General features: G+C 50.1%; 17 protein-coding genes and 1 pseudogene. 8 read left to right on the forward strand and 10 right to left on the reverse strand.

The features are described from left to right. Window positions 1-27 precede the first annotated feature (27 nt). The 3 genes from OGV65_RS13275 to OGV65_RS13285 are packed head-to-tail and all read left to right on the forward strand — an operon-like array spanning window position 28 to window position 4159. Window positions 28-732 (forward strand): fimbrial biogenesis chaperone, encoded by a 705-nt coding sequence (locus OGV65_RS13275; protein ID WP_016155028.1) that lies wholly within the window; start codon window positions 28-30, stop codon window positions 730-732. Window positions 733-758: 26 nt separating this feature from the next. Further along, on the forward strand, window positions 759-3221 hold the full coding sequence (locus tag OGV65_RS13280; RefSeq protein WP_279265416.1) for a fimbria/pilus outer membrane usher protein: 2463 nt from the start codon (window positions 759-761) through the stop codon (window positions 3219-3221). Further along, window positions 3212-4159, forward strand: a complete 948-nt coding sequence (locus OGV65_RS13285; RefSeq protein WP_286455044.1) for a fimbrial protein — start codon at window positions 3212-3214, stop codon at window positions 4157-4159. Before OGV65_RS13280 ends, OGV65_RS13285 begins: the two co-directional genes overlap by 10 nt. A 60-nt stretch (window positions 4160-4219) precedes the next feature. Here OGV65_RS13285 and OGV65_RS13290 read toward each other — a convergent pair whose 3' ends face one another. After that, on the reverse strand, window positions 4220-5056 hold the full coding sequence (locus tag OGV65_RS13290; RefSeq protein WP_200080323.1) for a helix-turn-helix domain-containing protein: 837 nt from the start codon (window positions 5054-5056) through the stop codon (window positions 4220-4222). Window positions 5057-5411: 355 nt separating this feature from the next. Then, a complete protein-coding gene (locus OGV65_RS13295) occupies window positions 5412-6317 on the reverse strand; it encodes a LysR family transcriptional regulator (RefSeq protein WP_016155032.1) in 906 nt (301 codons plus the stop codon). Window positions 6318-6427: 110 nt separating this feature from the next. Between OGV65_RS13295 and OGV65_RS13300 the strand changes: the two genes are divergently transcribed. The 3 genes from OGV65_RS13300 to OGV65_RS13310 all read left to right on the forward strand — a co-directional run bounded on the left by OGV65_RS13300 (window position 6428) and on the right by OGV65_RS13310 (window position 8763). Beyond that, window positions 6428-7435, forward strand: a complete 1008-nt coding sequence (locus OGV65_RS13300; protein WP_016155033.1) for a zinc-binding alcohol dehydrogenase family protein — start codon at window positions 6428-6430, stop codon at window positions 7433-7435. A gap of 1 nt (window position 7436) precedes the next feature. Next, the gene (locus tag OGV65_RS13305; RefSeq protein ID WP_016157793.1) at window positions 7437-7742 is read left to right on the forward strand and encodes a putative quinol monooxygenase; all 306 of its coding nucleotides are present in this window, start codon (window positions 7437-7439) and stop codon (window positions 7740-7742) included. Window positions 7743-7860: 118 nt separating this feature from the next. Next, a complete protein-coding gene (locus tag OGV65_RS13310) occupies window positions 7861-8763 on the forward strand; it encodes a carboxylate/amino acid/amine transporter (RefSeq protein ID WP_153689879.1) in 903 nt (300 codons plus the stop codon). A gap of 28 nt (window positions 8764-8791) precedes the next feature. On the opposite strand, the gene nlpA is transcribed toward OGV65_RS13310, so the two are convergent. The 3 genes and pseudogenes from nlpA to OGV65_RS13325 form a co-directional block, all read right to left on the reverse strand. Next, window positions 8792-9610 (reverse strand): lipoprotein NlpA, encoded by an 819-nt coding sequence (gene nlpA / locus OGV65_RS13315; protein WP_016157795.1) that lies wholly within the window; start codon window positions 9608-9610, stop codon window positions 8792-8794. Window positions 9611-9732: 122 nt separating this feature from the next. Further along, window positions 9733-9879: pseudogene (locus OGV65_RS13320) on the reverse strand (Rpn/YhgA-type helix-turn-helix domain-containing protein); the annotation flags it as partial. A 6-nt stretch (window positions 9880-9885) separates the two neighbouring features. Next, a complete protein-coding gene (locus tag OGV65_RS13325; protein WP_286455045.1) occupies window positions 9886-10302 on the reverse strand; it encodes a GNAT family N-acetyltransferase in 417 nt (138 codons plus the stop codon). 130 nt (window positions 10303-10432) lie between these two features. On the opposite strand from OGV65_RS13325, the gene OGV65_RS13330 reads away from it, so the two are divergent. Both OGV65_RS13330 and gmuD read left to right on the forward strand, forming a co-directional pair. Further along, window positions 10433-10726 carry a YicS family protein gene (locus OGV65_RS13330; RefSeq protein ID WP_019078023.1) on the forward strand — a complete coding sequence of 98 codons (294 nt, stop codon included), beginning with the start codon at window positions 10433-10435 and terminating at the stop codon, window positions 10724-10726. Window positions 10727-10818: 92 nt separating this feature from the next. Beyond that, on the forward strand, window positions 10819-12201 hold the full coding sequence (gmuD, locus tag OGV65_RS13335) for a 6-phospho-beta-glucosidase GmuD (protein WP_200046790.1): 1383 nt from the start codon (window positions 10819-10821) through the stop codon (window positions 12199-12201). 55 nt (window positions 12202-12256) lie between these two features. Here the strand turns inward: gmuD and nepI are convergent, their stop codons facing one another. From nepI to uhpT, 5 genes are all read right to left on the reverse strand, one after another. Continuing rightward, a complete protein-coding gene (gene nepI / locus OGV65_RS13340) occupies window positions 12257-13441 on the reverse strand; it encodes a purine ribonucleoside efflux pump NepI (RefSeq protein WP_016155040.1) in 1185 nt (394 codons plus the stop codon). A gap of 118 nt (window positions 13442-13559) precedes the next feature. After that, the gene (locus OGV65_RS13345; protein ID WP_016157799.1) at window positions 13560-13859 is read right to left on the reverse strand and encodes a helix-turn-helix domain-containing protein; all 300 of its coding nucleotides are present in this window, start codon (window positions 13857-13859) and stop codon (window positions 13560-13562) included. An 8-nt stretch (window positions 13860-13867) separates the two neighbouring features. Further along, complete coding sequence (locus OGV65_RS13350; protein ID WP_016157800.1) at window positions 13868-14209, reverse strand: type II toxin-antitoxin system RelE/ParE family toxin; 342 nt, start codon at window positions 14207-14209, stop codon at window positions 13868-13870. Window positions 14210-14309: 100 nt separating this feature from the next. Continuing rightward, the gene (locus OGV65_RS13355; protein ID WP_016157801.1) at window positions 14310-14762 is read right to left on the reverse strand and encodes a DUF1198 family protein; all 453 of its coding nucleotides are present in this window, start codon (window positions 14760-14762) and stop codon (window positions 14310-14312) included. A gap of 148 nt (window positions 14763-14910) precedes the next feature. Continuing rightward, entirely contained in the window at window positions 14911-16302 is a 1392-nt protein-coding gene (gene uhpT / locus OGV65_RS13360) for a hexose-6-phosphate:phosphate antiporter UhpT (RefSeq protein ID WP_286455047.1), read from the reverse strand. Window positions 16303-16390 lie beyond the last annotated feature (88 nt).

The following is a 16390-nucleotide window of genomic DNA, read 5'->3' on the forward strand; positions in this document are numbered from 1 at the left end:
TATAGCATTTATTTTAATAGAGGCTTCATGAAAATTTTCATTTATTTATTAGCTCTATTTGCTCTCTCTACCGCACATGCAAATAATATCATTGTCAATGGCACCCGATTTATTTACTCTGAAGATTCCGCAGAGATCACGATACAAATGACGAATACGGGAAACTATCCATCGTTGGCCCAGGTATGGTTGGATGAGGGAAATCCAGAAAAGTTACCGGAAGAAATTTCCACTCCATTTATTATTTCTCCACCCATTGCCCGCGTTGACGCAGGCAATGGGCAATCACTCAGAATAAAAAAAGCCGTTGATAAAAATATTGTCGCCACCGACCGTGAGTCTATGTGGTGGCTTAACATACTGGATATTCCTTCCGTGGATAAGAATAGCGTCACGGACAATTCAGCTGTGCTCAATTTAGCCATTCGCTCACGCTTTAAGTTTTTCTGGCGACCCAGTGGGTTAGGTGACCGTCAAAACGCGGAAAATAAGGTAAAAATTATTGCTAACCAACGTGACATAACGCTGGTAAACCCCACCCCCTTCTTCATCACGGTTGCGGATATTGTGACGTCATCAGGCCATGGACTCATAAACGAAGGGGTCATGATCGCCCCGAAAAGCAGAACGACTATCAATGCAAAACAACAAGTCGGCCAGGGTGAATCGGTTGTTTTACAAGCAATCAGTGATTACGGCGGAATTGTGGAACACAAAACAACCATTAATTAATAAAAAGGGATAAAAAGGAATTAGTAATGGGTTTATGTAAAAGGATCCTCACCATACCCTGTTTCATTATTTTTCATGGTTCATTATTTTCCGTTGGAGCTCACGCAGAAGACAGCACTCGCTACGAGTTCGATAATGCCATCTTAATGGGCAATGCTTCACTTAACGATTTGAAATCCTTTAATGCCGCAGGCTTATTGCCTGGGACATATATCGTAGATATTTATATTAATGATAACTGGCGTGGACGTCGTGAACTCTTATTCAAAAAAGATAATCACGGCGATTTAGTTAGCTGTTATTCAGAAGCATTTCTCAAAGGCGTGGGCATTAATCCAGATAAAATGACTCAAACGCTGGCAGCTCACCCTTCACGCTGCGGCAGCATTGCCGATTGGGACACCAGCGGGAAAGCAACGGAGAGACTCAACACCAGCCAGCTTGAGCTGCGCATCACCATCCCGCAGGCTTATGTTGATAATATCGAAAACAATTATGTCCAACCTGAACTCTGGCAACCAGGGGCGCCGGCGATTAATTTCAGCTATAACGCCGATTATTACAGCACCCAGCAACGTGGTAACGATCGTTCAAGTACGGACAGCGCCTGGGTGGGAATGGATATCCGAAGCTCTGCTGGAGGGTGGCTAATTGAACATTTTGGTAGCCAAAATTGGGACAGCAAAATAGGTAGCCATTACGCCAATAATCGCACTACGCTAAAACGGCCCATCACTCGTTGGAAATCCATGTTAAGCGCTGGCAAGTTCTATACTGACAGCCAGATGTTCGACAGTATGGCTATTCTCGGAGTGGGATTGGCTTCTGAGGATTTAATGCGCCCGGATAGCACGCTGAACTGGGCGCCGATTATTCGCGGCGTAGCTGAGACCAACGCCCGCATCACCGTCACCCAGGATGGACAAACCATTCATCAGTCCTCGGTTCCGGCTGGGCCCTTCTCGATTGATTCCGTGTTGCCCGCGAATACTGGCGGCGAGTTGCTGGTCACGATTCAGGAATCAGACGGGCGTATCCGCCGCTTTACCGTTCCATACTCTTCGGTACCACAGCTACTAAAACCCGGCATCTCGCGCTATGGCATCACTCTCGGCACCGTCGATGAAGATAATTATGATGAAGATCCGTTTTTAGCCCAGGCCTACTGGCAGTATGGCCTGAACAACTATTTAACGTTGTATACCGGGGCCTCTGGATTCGCGCGCTATCAGTCAGCCCTCATCGGTAGCGGTCTGAACACCCAACTCGGCGCATTCGCCCTTGATATCACCCAATCGCGCCTGAAGCTTGAGGACAATCGTCAACAAGGACAACAGTATCGTCTGACATGGAATAGCACCCTACCCTGGTCGGCAACCGCGCTCTGGCTGGAAGCAAAATACAGTTCACATCACTTTTACGGTCAACGCGATGCGCTGGATGCCCTGGATGCACAGGCATTCGTCAGCCAATATTTCTCGTCACGCGAGAAGCAGTCGTTTAGCGCCAGTATTAATCAGCCGTTATCCGATACCTGGGGATCATTCTATTTATCCGGCTCTCTTAAGAAGTTCTGGGATCAGCAGGATAATTATCGCCAGTATGCCGTGGGATACACCAATGCCTGGGGCAACCTGACCTGGAGTATATCCGCCCAGCGTTTCTGGAATGAGGATCAACAGGGTTCGGTCACCAAAGATGACCAAATCATGCTCTCATTCAGCTATTTCCTGCCCCGGGATAACGCCGGTTTTACGCAGATCTCCTCTGATAGCTACAGCAATAACGGCAAAGCCAGCAATACACGCCTCGGCTTCACGACCTCGACTGATGAGGAAAACAATATCGTTTGGGGGGTCAATACCGGCTATCTCCGCGGCGGTAGTGTGGAATGGGGAGCAAACGGCATGGTGCGTACGCCTTATACCTCGCTGAACGGGACGTGGAGTCAGAGTAACTCATGGCACCAGGTAAGCGGTGGAATGAGTGGCATGCTGGTTGGGCACGCGGGGGGAATAACCTTCTCGCCAGAGCGCTCAGATACCGTCGCGCTGGTCTATGCGCCTGATGCGCATGGCGCTCATCTTGAAGGCGTACCTGGAACCCGCTTCGATAAAAATGGCTACGCCATTCTGCCCTGGCTTCGTCCGTGGCGCGTGAATGACGTTACTATCGATCCAAAAGGTTCAACTGAAGGTCTGAACTTTACTAAAACCCAGGCCAAGATTGCGCCTTACGAAGGTAATGTCATTCCAGTCACCTTTGAAACGACGCTCAGAAAACAGAACATTATTTATCCCCGCCTGCAGGGTCAGCAGAGAATGCCATTCGGTGCCATCATCCGCGACAATGCCAATAATCATGTCGGCTACGTCGGACAAGGCGGTGCGCTTTATATTGATGAAACCACCTCACCAGAAGTGTTCGTTTCACTGGAAACAGGGAAATGCACGATCGTGTTAAAAAACCAGGAGGCCACATGTCGGTAATACGTACCGCTTTAATTCTGGGCTGTGCCTTGGGCATTCATCAGACAGCCAGTGCTGCATGTACCCTGACCACACAAAAGTTTATTTTGTCGCCGGAAATCGTTAACGATAAGCAATCAATCCAGTCAGGGGGAGTTATTCAGACGCGCACGCTTTCGCTACAGAATATTCAGGCGTCAGGCTGTACTAACAACCAGCCTTTTTCCGCACAGATTATTGGCGATCGGTCCGCAATGAAACAACCCGGTATTATACGCAGCAATGTGAGTGGGATTGGCATTAAAGTCACCCTGGAAACCTCAACCGGACAAACGATCCAGTGGCCATCAACTTTCAGAGCGACGGCAGATGAATTCAGGAACAGCAAAATAAAGATTGAGCTGATCAAACTGGATGATCAGCTTGCGGCAGGAGCCGCTGCGGGTTCCATCAACCTGCAAATCAGAAGTGAGGCTCAATCGTTGGCCGTGGTGGATATCATTGTGCCGGCAAAATATATCACGATGCTCAACCGTTCATGCGCAATCAAAGGTAACCGCTCGATCAACGTCAAACTGCCCGATATAGCACTTGAGCAATTCAGAGGCTATGGAAGCACTGCGGGAAGAAAACCATTTACTATCGACCTTCTCTGTAAAAGTGATTTTACGACGCCTTCCCGGGTTATTCTAAGCTGGAGCGACACAGATAATGGTCACCGCAGTATTATCGGTGTACTAAAGAATATCCACCCCAAAGGCGCTGCTGGCATCGGCATTCAGGTGTTAGATCAACAACAACAGCCTGTTAAATTCAATACACCTTCATATATCAATTTAGCGCCTCAAGATAAAGGTAATCATTCCATCCCGTTTTATGCTCAGTATTATCAAACAGCTAACAATGTCAGTCCCGGCATTGTACGTTCAGTTTTGTATTTCAATGCTGAGTACCAATAATTAATCCTAATTTAGGCGTACTGCGAAGTCTTTGCTCCACGCAAGTGGAGCTTTTTTACATTACATATCTATCGGAATGTAATGATCACAGGTAATTATTTTGTTTTTAAGATCCTCTTGGTCATAATGGAATATTTCAATATCATAGCCTGCCTTTCTTTTTAATTTACTCTCCGGCAACATCTTAAAATAAATATATCTTGAATAGAGTGGATAGTCCTCTTTCTTGAATCTGAATGAAAAACAGGCATACGTTCCCGAAGGACACTCATAACGATTATAGGCATTGGGCGAATGATGACTTTTATTACCAATGATGCTTTTAACTTTCAACCGCATCATTGAGTTTGGATTAGACGAGAAATCAGTTAATGCCCACACATTTTGTTTTGAACTGGTAAGTTGCTCAAATATTAGATTTAATCGATGCAGATGTGAGTCACTGGCAGGCGGGATTGGTGTGTCATAGTTGTACTGAAATCCATGCACGGTATCAGCAGGTAAGGTACGTAGTTGCAATTCGCCGACAACAATATCACTGCGCAGTACAAACGACATTAACGGCGAAAGATCCCAACTGGGATTTTTACGGTATTCTGTGGGGGTATAACCGGTTAGTTTTTTAAATTCACGGCAGAAAGATTGCTGAGAATCGAATCCCACCCGCACTGAAATATCGATAATATCCATATGAGTAAGGCGTAACAAGCTTGCTGCTTTGGTTATCCGTCGCCTACGAATATAAAGCCCCACAGGCATATTTATTCGCTGTTTTAAAATATTCTGTATATGCCTGCGGCTGTATCCGGAAAACTGTGAAATGTCATCAATACCAATGCCTGAAACAAAATTATCTTCTATATAATACAATACATCATTTATAGTCTTTGACTTCAATGGCCCTCTCCTACCCCAATAAATAACGTAATAACAAAAAGCATCAATGCGTTTAACAATCAGGCAAAGAAATAGGTATGTATCGGGGCTATTATGTTTTATATCGTAGCGGAAGGTATCTCGTCAAATACCTTTTAATAAATATACAAGTCATTAAATCATCGACCAAAAAATTCTTAAATTAAATATTATAAACACTGCATTAATTTAAGAAATAATATTTATCGAAGAAACTATACTCAATGAAACAATTATCACTAACTGATCGGCGTTCCGATCAGATTAATGCCTGCAACAGAGATTAGCTATTATTTATGCGTATGGCTATCGAATAATATTCCTGCGATTGAACACCTCACGGGGAAATGCCCAACGTGTCACACCGCGCCTTCACGGCGTCATGCAGCAGACGGACCGCCGTTGAAAGCTGCTTACGATGTGGGCAAATCATATTCAGCGGGGCTTTCTCGCCCAGGTAATCAGGCATCAGTAGCTGCAATCGTCCATCACGCACATCCTCGCTGACATCCAGCCACGACTTGTACGCGATGCCTTCTCCGGCAATCGCCAGCCGTCGGATTACTTCAGCATCGTCGCTCATAATGGTGCCGTTAACCTGCACACTGCTAACCTCGCCGTTATGCGTAAACGTCCAGCGATCGTGCAGGCGTCCGCGTAAGACGAAGGTCATGGCGTTGAGCTGTGTTAAATCATCCGGAGTTTGCGGCGCGCCGTTTTGCACAACCCATTCCGGTGATGCCACCAGCACGCGTCGGTTACCCGATGCGACAGGCAGCGCAATGTAAGATGCGTCTTCGGTGTTGCCATAGCGAAACGCCACATCGACGGGGTCTTTAAAGACATCCGTCACCTGGTCGGAGAAAAAAATCCGCAGGCGCAGCGCGGGATAGCGGCGTCGAAACGACTGAAAGACCGGCAGCAGTAGGTTCCGACCGAGATCGGAAGGTACGGCGATTTGCAGCGTGCCTGAAACTTCATCTTCCGGGGTCTGAATTTTTTGCAGTCCGGCATGCATCACGTCCAGCATCTGGCGGGCATAGGGTAGCCAGACCTCACCTTCAGGCGTCAGGCGCAGACTGCGCGTGGAGCGGGCGAACAAGCGGATAGCCAGCGTAGACTCCAGGCGCTTAATAGCAGAACTGACCTGAGCAGGCTGAACGCCGACTTCGCGTGCGGCATCGCTAAAACTATTCAGCGCCGCGGCGCGGACAAACAACGTGAGATCTTCAAGCCGGAACATTTTCACTCCCCGAGTATAAGTCCTGTCGCCGAAGGGCTATTTTTCCCGTTCTGCTACCGGTTTACCATCGAATTATTCAACAGATAGAAGGTTTATTAACTGGAGAGATTATGAAAGCCATCGCTATTACCCGCGCCGCAACCGACGGCAGTAACATTGAATTTTTACAAGAGATTGACCTGCCCATGCCCGTCGCCTCCGGGCACGATCTGCTGGTTGAAGTGAAGGCCATTTCCGTCAACCCCGTTGATACCAAGGTCCGCGAAGGTTTTAACGCTGATGTGCCCCGCGTGCTGGGTTGGGACGCCGTTGGCGTGGTGAAGTCCGTGGGTGAAGCAGTCACCCTGTTCGCTCCTGGCGATGAAGTCTGGTATGCCGGTGCGCTGGGTCGTGCTGGCAGTAACAGTGAATTTCAGCTGGTTGATGAACGTATTACCGCGCTGAAGCCGCAATCGCTGGACAACGCTTCTGCTGCGGCACTGCCGCTGACCGCCATCACCGCCTGGGAAATGCTGTTCGACCGCCTGGGCGTTGAGGAAAATGGCAATGAAAATGATGTGTTATTGATTGTTGGCGCTGCTGGCGGCGTCGGTTCTATCCTGACGCAACTGGCCAGTAAGCTGACCAAAATGACTGTCATCGGTACCGCTTCACGTCCACAGAGCCAGAAATGGGTACGTGAAGCAGGCGCTCATCATGTGATTGACCACAGCAAGCCGCTGATGGAAGAGCTGGCTCGGATTGGCATTAAAGAGGTGACGCACGTTGCCAGCCTGAACAATACCGAGCAGCACTACCCGCAAATTATTGCCGCCCTGGCGCCGCAGGGCAAACTGGCGCTGATTGACGATCCGCAAACCCTCGATGCACGTCCACTGAAGGCCAAAAGCATTTCGCTGCACTGGGAATTTATGTTTACCCGTTCGATGTTTACCACCCACGACATCATTGCGCAGCATCAGCTATTAACCCGCGTGGCACAGTTGATCGATGACAACACCATTCGCACCACGCTGGGCGAGCATTTTGGCGCAATCAACGCGGCGAATCTGCAAAAAGCGCACGCGCAAATTGAAACCGGTCGTTCAGTCGGCAAGATTGTGCTGGAGGGGTTTTAACATGTCTGATTCAGAGGTGATTTCAATTATTGCGGTACTGAAAGCCAGACCGGGGAAAATCGACGCACTAAAACAGGCGCTGCAGGCTCTGCTGCTGCCCACGCGCCAGGAGCCGGGCAATATTGAGTATGCCCTGTTCCAGTTGCGCGACACACCGGATGTCTTCTACGTTCGTGAATCCTGGCGCGGTCAGGCCGGTCTGGACGAGCATATCGCCCTGCCCCATTTCCAGACGTTTATTCTACAAATGAACGAGCTGCTGGCCGAACCGCTACGACTGGATTATCTGACGCCGATTACGCCGTAAGATAACTGCAGAAGCCCCCTGCGGTGTGGGGGGCTGTGCCCGTCATGTCTCACTCGCTTCGCTATCTCTGCTATGATGCCTGCACACAAATAAAACAAAACAACATGCAGAGGGAAAGATGAGTTCCACCAGAAGAGGGATGATGAACGTCCTGATTGCCGCCGTATTATGGGGAAGTTCAGGCGTTTGCGCGCAGTACATCATGGAACAAAGCCAGATGTCGTCGCAGTTTCTGACCATGACGCGCCTGATTTTCGCGGGGCTCATTCTGCTGATGCTCTCTTTCGTTCACGGCGACAACGTATTCTCCATTATCAAAAACCGCAAGGACGCCATCAGCCTGCTGATTTTTTCCGTGGTCGGGGCACTCACCGTACAGCTAACCTTCCTGCTGACCATCGAAAAATCCAACGCCGCCACCGCGACGGTGCTGCAATTTTTGTCACCGACCATTATCGTGGCGTGGTTCTCCGTGGTGCGCAAAGCGCGGCCGGGGATTTTAGTGCTGACGGCGATCTTCACCTCACTCATCGGTACCTTCTTACTGGTTACCCACGGTAATCCGACGTCGTTATCTATCTCAGCTGCCGCGCTGTTTTGGGGAATAGCCTCGGCGTTTGCCGCCGCGTTCTATACCACCTACCCCTCAACGCTCATCGCGCGCTACGGCACATTACCGGTCGTCGGCTGGAGTATGTTAATCGGTGGAATGATCCTACTGCCGTTCTATGCCGGGCAGGGAACTCATTTCGTGGTGAATGGCAGTTTGGTTCTGGCGTTTTTCTATCTGGTGGTCATCGGCACGTCACTCACGTTTAGCCTGTACCTGAAAGGCGCGCAGATGATTGGCGGACCGAAAGCGAGCATTTTAAGCTGCGCGGAACCGTTGAGCAGTGCGTTGCTGTCCCTGCTGCTGTTAGGCATCACCTTTACCCTGCCAGACTGGCTGGGTACGCTTTTGATCCTCTCATCGGTCGTGCTTATCTCAATGGACTCACGTCGCCGCGCCAGAGCGGTTTAACCCCAACCGGCGCGGCAACGGGTGACGATTACCAGCCCGGAACTGCGCCGCCGTTAAAGATAGTTTCTGCCGCCTTCGCCACTTCCGGTGACTGATAAGATTGCAGGAATTCTTTCACATTCTCGGCATCTTTATTGTCTTCTCGCGCCACCAGGATGTTCACGTACGGTGAATTTTTGTCTTCGATAAATACGCTGTCATGTACCGGAGAAAGCCCGGTTTGCTGGATGTAGGTGGTACTGATAATCGCCACATCCACTTTTTGATCGTCCAGCACACGCGGTAGCTGTGCCCCTTCCAGTTCCATAATTTTCAGATGCCGCGGATTATCCGTAATATCCAGCGCCGTTGGCAGCAGGCCGGTATCCGCTTTCAGCGTGATTAACTTCTCTTTTTGTAGCAGCAACAGCGCCCGCCCAAGGTTGGTTGGATCGTTAGGTATCGCAATCGTCGCACCGTCTTTTAGTTCAGCAACGGTTTTGATTTTCTTCGAATAACCCGCCATCGGGAACACAAAGGTATTGCCCACCGCTACCAGCTTATAGCCGTGCGCTTTATTATCTTGTTCAAGGAACGGACGATGCTGGAAGACGTTGGCATCCAGCTCACCATGATTAGTGGCATCGTTGGGCAGCAGAGAACCGCTAAACCCCACCAACTCCACCTCCAGGCCATATTTTTCTTTAGCGACTTTCTTCGCGACTTCCGCCACATCCTGCTCTGCGCCGTTAATCACGCCCACTTTAATATGCTTTGCATCATTGTTCTGCTGATCGCATCCTGCCAGCAATAATCCCGCCAGTAATAACGCCGCCCCAGCCCCAAAATAAGGTATCTTCAGTTTCACGTTTTATCCTTTTGCAATAACTGCCTGATGAGTAATGAAATGACTATAGCGGGAAGGCCGCTGCGGTTTAAAAAACGAAAAAGCATCAGCAAGAAGAAAAAAGCATAATGCGAAAAGGAAAATTAATCGGAATGTGCCGTTAGCTCATCAAAGGAAAGCCCAGTAATAATTAGCACCAGTTCACGATCAATCCCCTTTTCAAGCATGGCTTGGGCTATCCGCAACGCTTCTTCCTGTTTGCCTTCAAGTAATCCCTTTTGCAGTCCTTCCGGTCATCAAAACGTTTTCGACAAATAATGGCGCGCGGAACCGGTTTCTGGAAAGTTATCGAGGGTCATTTGCAACTGATAGCCGTTTTTCTGATAAAACGGCAGCGCCTGGAAACTCATCGTGTCCACCAGCGCATGCAGGCATCCTCTCTCACGCGCCGTCTGTTCAGCGGCCTGCATCAACTTTGTGCCGTAACCGCCTTTACGCAGCGAGTCATGCATCCACAGGAAATCAATACACAGCCATTCGCCTTTGATTTTACCGATCAGCCCGCCCAGTATTTCATTGTGCTCATCGCGCCAGTACACCGCCAGGTCGCCAAAATTGGTGGTCCTCAGGAACTGGCGATCGTAGGCGCGCAGTCCAACAAGCAGAGCATTTTGATCGTCTTCAGTAATGGTATCTGTAATCTGTATTTGCATCCTATCCTCCTGAAAAACTAAAACTTCTGGCTGATTTTCTTTTTAGAAATTAACACAGGCTGATGAGTGAGGCGCATGCCGTCTACACTTACTCTTGAGATGATGCGCATCGACAACAAGGATTATTATCATGAAACAAGCCGTTTTACCGCTTATTGCCATCCTTTTCATGCTGCCGGGTTTGGCGCAGGCCGATTCGGCTTATGGCTCTCTACAGTCCGTTCATGAAAAAAACACCGTATTGAAGGATTTACGCAAGATTTGTACCCCGCAGGGGTCGCCATCGGATGAGGTGTGGGAAAAAACGATTATGGCTGATACCCGTAATCAGCAACACATCCGCGAAGCCATTCTGGCAATACAAAGAAACAATCAGAACAACTACTGGGAAGCGCTGGGCAAAGTTGAATGCCCGGATTTGTAACTATCGCATTGAAAAACGAGTGCTGTAACCGGTTTCTGTTTTGCAAAATCGCCTATTGTGTAGGGAAATGAAACACATCAAGGAGCAAGATAATGCGATACCGTTTTCCCGAAAACTTTTGGTGGGGCAGTGCCTGCTCGGCGCTGCAAACCGAAGGGGATAGTCTGAACGGCGGCAAAAGCCAGACGACATGGGACGTGTGGTTCGACCGCCAGCCTGGGCGTTTCCATCAGGGGGTTGGCCCGGCGAACACCTCGACCTTTTATCAGCACTGGAAACAGGACATCGCACTGCTCAAACAGCTGAAGCACAACAGCTTCCGCACTTCAATCAGTTGGTCACGACTGATCCCGGACGGTACTGGCGACGTCAACCCGCAGGCAGTTGATTTCTATAACAACGTCATCGATGAGCTGCTGGCGCAAGGCATTACGCCATTTATCACCCTGTTCCACTTCGATATGCCGATGGTGATGCAGGAGAAAGGTGGCTGGGAAAACCGTGATGTGGTTGAGGCGTTTGGTCGCTACGCACAAACCTGTTTTACCTTGTTCGGCAATCGGGTGAAGCACTGGTTCACCTTTAACGAACCGATTGTCCCGGTAGAAGGCGGCTATCTGTATGACTTCCATTACCCTAATGTGGTGGATTTCAAACGCGCGGCCACCGTGGCGTATCACACCGTACTGGCGCATTCCACGGCGGTGCGCGCGTACCACGCCGGAAGTTATGACGGTGAAATCGGTGTGATCCTGAATTTAACGCCCTCTTATCCGCGCTCACAACACCCGGCAGATGTAAAAGCTGCGCACCATGCGGATCTGCTGTTTAACCGCAGCTTCCTTGACCCGGTGCTAAAAGGTGAATATCCGGCGGATCTGATAGCGCTGCTAAAAGAGTACGATCAACTCCCAGCATGTCAGCCAGGCGACAGTCAGCTCATCGCCGATGGCAAAATCGACCTGCTCGGTATTAATTATTATCAGCCGCGCCGCGTGAAATGTCGTGATACTGCCGTCAATCCTGACGCGCCGTTTATGCCGGAGTGGCTGTTTGATTATTACGAAATGCCGGGGCGTAAAATGAACCCTTACCGTGGCTGGGAAATTTATGAGCCAGGTATTTACGATATTATTACTAATCTGCGTGATAACTACGGCAACCCGCGCTGTTTTATTTCTGAAAACGGCATGGGTGTCGAAAATGAGCAACGTTTTATTCAGCAGGACCAAATCAACGACAGCTACCGTATTGAATTTGTTTCCGCGCATCTTAAATGGCTACATAAAGGCATTAGCGAAGGGTGTAATTGTCTTGGCTACCATATGTGGACCTTTATTGATAACTGGTCCTGGCTCAACGGATATAAAAACCGCTACGGTTTTGTCCAGTTAGATTTAGATACGCAAAAACGTACGGTGAAGAAAAGCGGCGAATGGTTTGCCCATACCGCCGAAAACAAGGGTTTTGATTGATTCAGCCGTCAGATAGCGGTGTTGCCTGAAAGCTGCGCGCCATCAGGCAACAATCTCACTGTATTCTGACCTTCATCGTGACCAGAAGCGCCGTCAGCAGCATCAGGCTGCCGGAAAGCATCAGGGGCGAAAGCAGTCCGAGGTTATCGAGCGCATAGCCTCCCACCGCTGCCCCGCAGGTATTGGCAAGCTGGATCACGGCGACCTGGACGGATCCGGCTTTTTCTGCCTGATCGGCAAGCGATCGGGTGATCCACGTCGACCAGCCGACCGGAACCAACGCAAACGCCAGGCCCCAGATAATCGCAATACCTGCCGCCACAACTTTGTCGCTACCCCACAGGATCAGGACCAGCGCGCTAAGCGCCAGTACCAGCGGCGCACCGGCTAAGGCCAGTTTGACCGAGCGCTTCAGAACTACCGAGGAGAGCGACGTCCCGACAAAGCTGGCGATACCAAAACTCAGCAGCACCAACGTCAGGCCATCAACTTCAAAGCCTGCCAGATTCATATAGATCGGGCGAATATAGGTAAAGAAGGCGAACTGTCCGGCAAAAGACATAAAGATGGCAATCATCCCGGCCATCACCCCCGGGCGCTGCAGCAGGCTGAACATATTTTGTTTCTGATGCGAAGGTTCACCTGGCAACGACGGCAGCGCTCTCACCACCCAAATCGTGCACAGCACGCCCATTACCGCCGCCGCATTAAACACGTTGCGCCAGCCGATAATACCTCCCAAAAAACTCCCCAGCGGCGCGGCAATCACCAGCGCGACAGAGACCGCGCCAAAAATCACCGACAGCGCTTTCGGTACCGTACGGGCGGGAACCAGACGCATGGTCAGCGACGCCGACATCGCCCAGAATCCGCCAAGCGCCAGACCGAGACAGGCGCGGCCAATGAGCAGCAGTGAAAAAGAGTTGGCAAAGGAAACCAACAGGCAGGAGAGCGTCAGCAGCACCGAAAACACGATCACCACGTAGCGACGATCGGTCGCCTGGATAATTTGCGTCACAAACAGGCTGGCGAACATGGCAACAAATGCCGTCACAGTCACCGATTGTCCGGCAACCCCTTCAGAAATCCCCAGATCCTGCGCCATCGGCGTTAACAGGCTAACGGGCAGAAACTCAACGGTTATCAGGCAGGCAACGCAGAACGCCACAGCGAATACCGCCGACCAGTTCGGTCGGGCATTTGCCTCAGCGCGGGATTTTTGTTCAACAGCTTCACTCATTTTGTTACCTGCGTGGGGTTATTGCAGAAAAGTTACGCAGTGTAACACTAAATTTGTGACGCATTTAACGTTTTGGCAACTACTTTCATCTAACACAAAATCCAGGCCACACGGATTTTTAAAGATGAAACGCGACTCTTTTACCTGTCGGTAACTTAACATCAATGCTCAGTTCGCCACCTAACGCCGTGACATAACGCTTAAGCGTCGACAGACGAGGATCGTTATCCGCCTGTTCCATTTTTGCGATTGTTGGCTGCTTAACGCCCATTGCCGAGGCAAGTTCCGCCTGAGAGAGATTCAGTTCTTCCCGTAACATATTTAACGCAATCACCTGACGTAGCACTTCTACTTTTTCAGCAATGCGCTCCTGGCTTTCCGGGCTTTGTTTCGCCATCAATTCTTTAAGCGTCGCCATAATTTTCCTTACTTATTAAGGTGATTTCGGTACTCAGCGTCAGCAAGCCTGATCATCTCTTTATAGAATTTCTTCTCGTTTAACCCTGTTTTATCGCCAGCGCATAACACGATGCCATGGCGAGAAGGATCAAACACGAAGAACGCCCGAATCGGGTTGCCCTGATGCTGCACTCGCAACTCTTTCATATTTGAAAAAGCAGAAGCATTTACCGTATCAGCAAACGGCCTGCCTAACTGAGGACCATACTCGGATAAAATCATCATCGCTGCGAGCATATCTTCCTTGAGCGCCTCGGTCTGTACGTCAAACCATTTATCGAAAACATCCGTTGTTTCCACTTCCCACATCAACGATCCCTCATAGCTAATAAGCTATAGGTAAATTATAGCCCATTAGCTATTAAATCAATTTATATTTGCACAATTAATTCGCCAACAGGCATGACTGTCAGTGTAGCCAGTGCACGCCATCTTCGGGCTGGAAAAAGGCGTTATAGCGCATCTGAAACGCATTAAACTCCTGCATATCCGGCTCTATTTCGCGCAGAAAACCGAGCGCCAGACGCACCTGTGCATCAGTAATCGGCGTGGCCAATCGGGCTTTTTGCAGCCAACGGTGCCATTGCAGCAGATTCGACTCACTGCCGTCGACAATAACGATTTGCCAGATCAACAACACCTGGGCAGCATTTTGCAGATGCGATTCATCTGGGCGGTGGAGGTACTGTAAAAAAGCCTCACCCTGTACTTTTCCCATCTGATCGATCATCGACTCTACCGGCACAACATCAATATTCAGTCGCTCGCTCAGACGGCGAATTGCCCGTCGAGATCCGGACGTCAACACCCGAAAACCCACTACAAAAACAACGACCAATGTGGCCAGCATTATCCAAATCATGCGCACATCCATTACCAGACAGGATGCCCATCATAACGGCAAATTCCTCTCTGTCGACGACTGAACGTATCAACGCGATTCAGGATGGATCCGCGGCATAAAAAAGCCCGCCATTCAGGCGGGCAAAAGTTACCAATGCACACTTAACTTAAGCGACTTTCAATTGTTGAATTTTTTTCTCGCGGCGAATTTTACGTTCTTCAAACACGGCCACGATGGCCATCAGGCAGATACAACCGATGGCGGCGGTATCCAGCGTGGCGAACGTGCCCGCCCAGCCGGTCAGACCGAAAATCGGCGTGCCGTCGGCAATCATCCCCAGACCCAGCTTGGCGAAGCTGTCACCAATCAGATATGCGAAGGTGCCTTTAATCCCATCGGCTGCGCCGATCGCTTTTTTCGGTACGAATCCGACGGCTGCAACGCCGATTAACAGCTGAGGACCGAACACCAGGAAGCCCAGCGCAAACAGCGAAGCCAGATAGACATACTGGTTGCTGGCGTGCTGATAAACGCCCAGAGTTGCGATAATCAACGCCAGCGCCACGCAGGCTACCAGCGCACGACGACCGTTAGCCAGGTCAGAAAGCCAACCCCACAGTAACGTGCCGACCAACGCGCCCACTTCAAACAGGGTAAAGCCCTGAATCGCCACCTCTTTGGAGAGCTTCAGCTCCTGGAAAGCGTAGACAGTGGACCACTGGTCGATACCGATACGCACCACGTACAGGAAAATGTTGGAGAAGCACAGCAGCCAGATCACTTTGTTTTTCAGCACGTATTCAACAAAGATCTGCCATTTGGTCATCTCATTTTCTTCAGTCTCTTTGTCCTCTTCGCTTATCTCCTCGCCGAACAGCTCTTCAGCTTTACCGAGGCCATAAGACTCCGGGGAGTCGCTGCCGTAGCGCAGGCCGATAAAGCCGACAATCAGGGCGATAATCGACGGGAAGATAAACATACCAATGACGTGACCGTCGAACAGATAGTTGGCGCCAAACAGCGCCACGCCAGCCGCACCCGCACCACCGAGGTTATGGGAGATATTCCACATACCGAGGTAAGAACCCCGCTTGCGACGCGGCGTCCATTTGGTGATGGTGGAATAGCTACACGAGCCACCGGTACTCTGGAAAAAACCGCTCAGCGCGTAGAAGGCGATCATCAGGAACAGGCTGGTTGAACCCGCCCCCATGCTGGCGCTGAAGCCGAGCATACAGATGGCGGAGAGGATCAGCATAAACGGCAGGAACTGCTTGGTATTTTTGCCGTCGGCGTAGTAGGAAACCAGCGTTTTACCCACGCCGTAGGTGATGGAGAAGCCCAGGCCAATCATCCCCAGCTGCGTCATGCTCAGCCCGTAGGTGGAGATCATGTCATTCTGCGCGATGTTGAAGTTTTTGCGGATCAGATACATGGTCAGGTAGCCAATAAAGACCACCAGATAGGACTGCATGAACGGTTTGAACCACATTTTGCGCCGCACATCGAGCGGCAGATCCAGGGTCGGCTTGCGTACCTGGTTTAGAAAGGCCAGCATTTGACACTCCCGAGCTAATTTTTATACCTGCGAATGGCAGGCATTGTAAAAATCAGCCGGGAGACGCGCCTGAGACAGCGTCCAGGTG

This window comes from Citrobacter sp. Cb004 (assembly GCF_030337065.1).
GTDB classification, from domain to species: domain Bacteria; phylum Pseudomonadota; class Gammaproteobacteria; order Enterobacterales; family Enterobacteriaceae; genus Citrobacter; species Citrobacter braakii.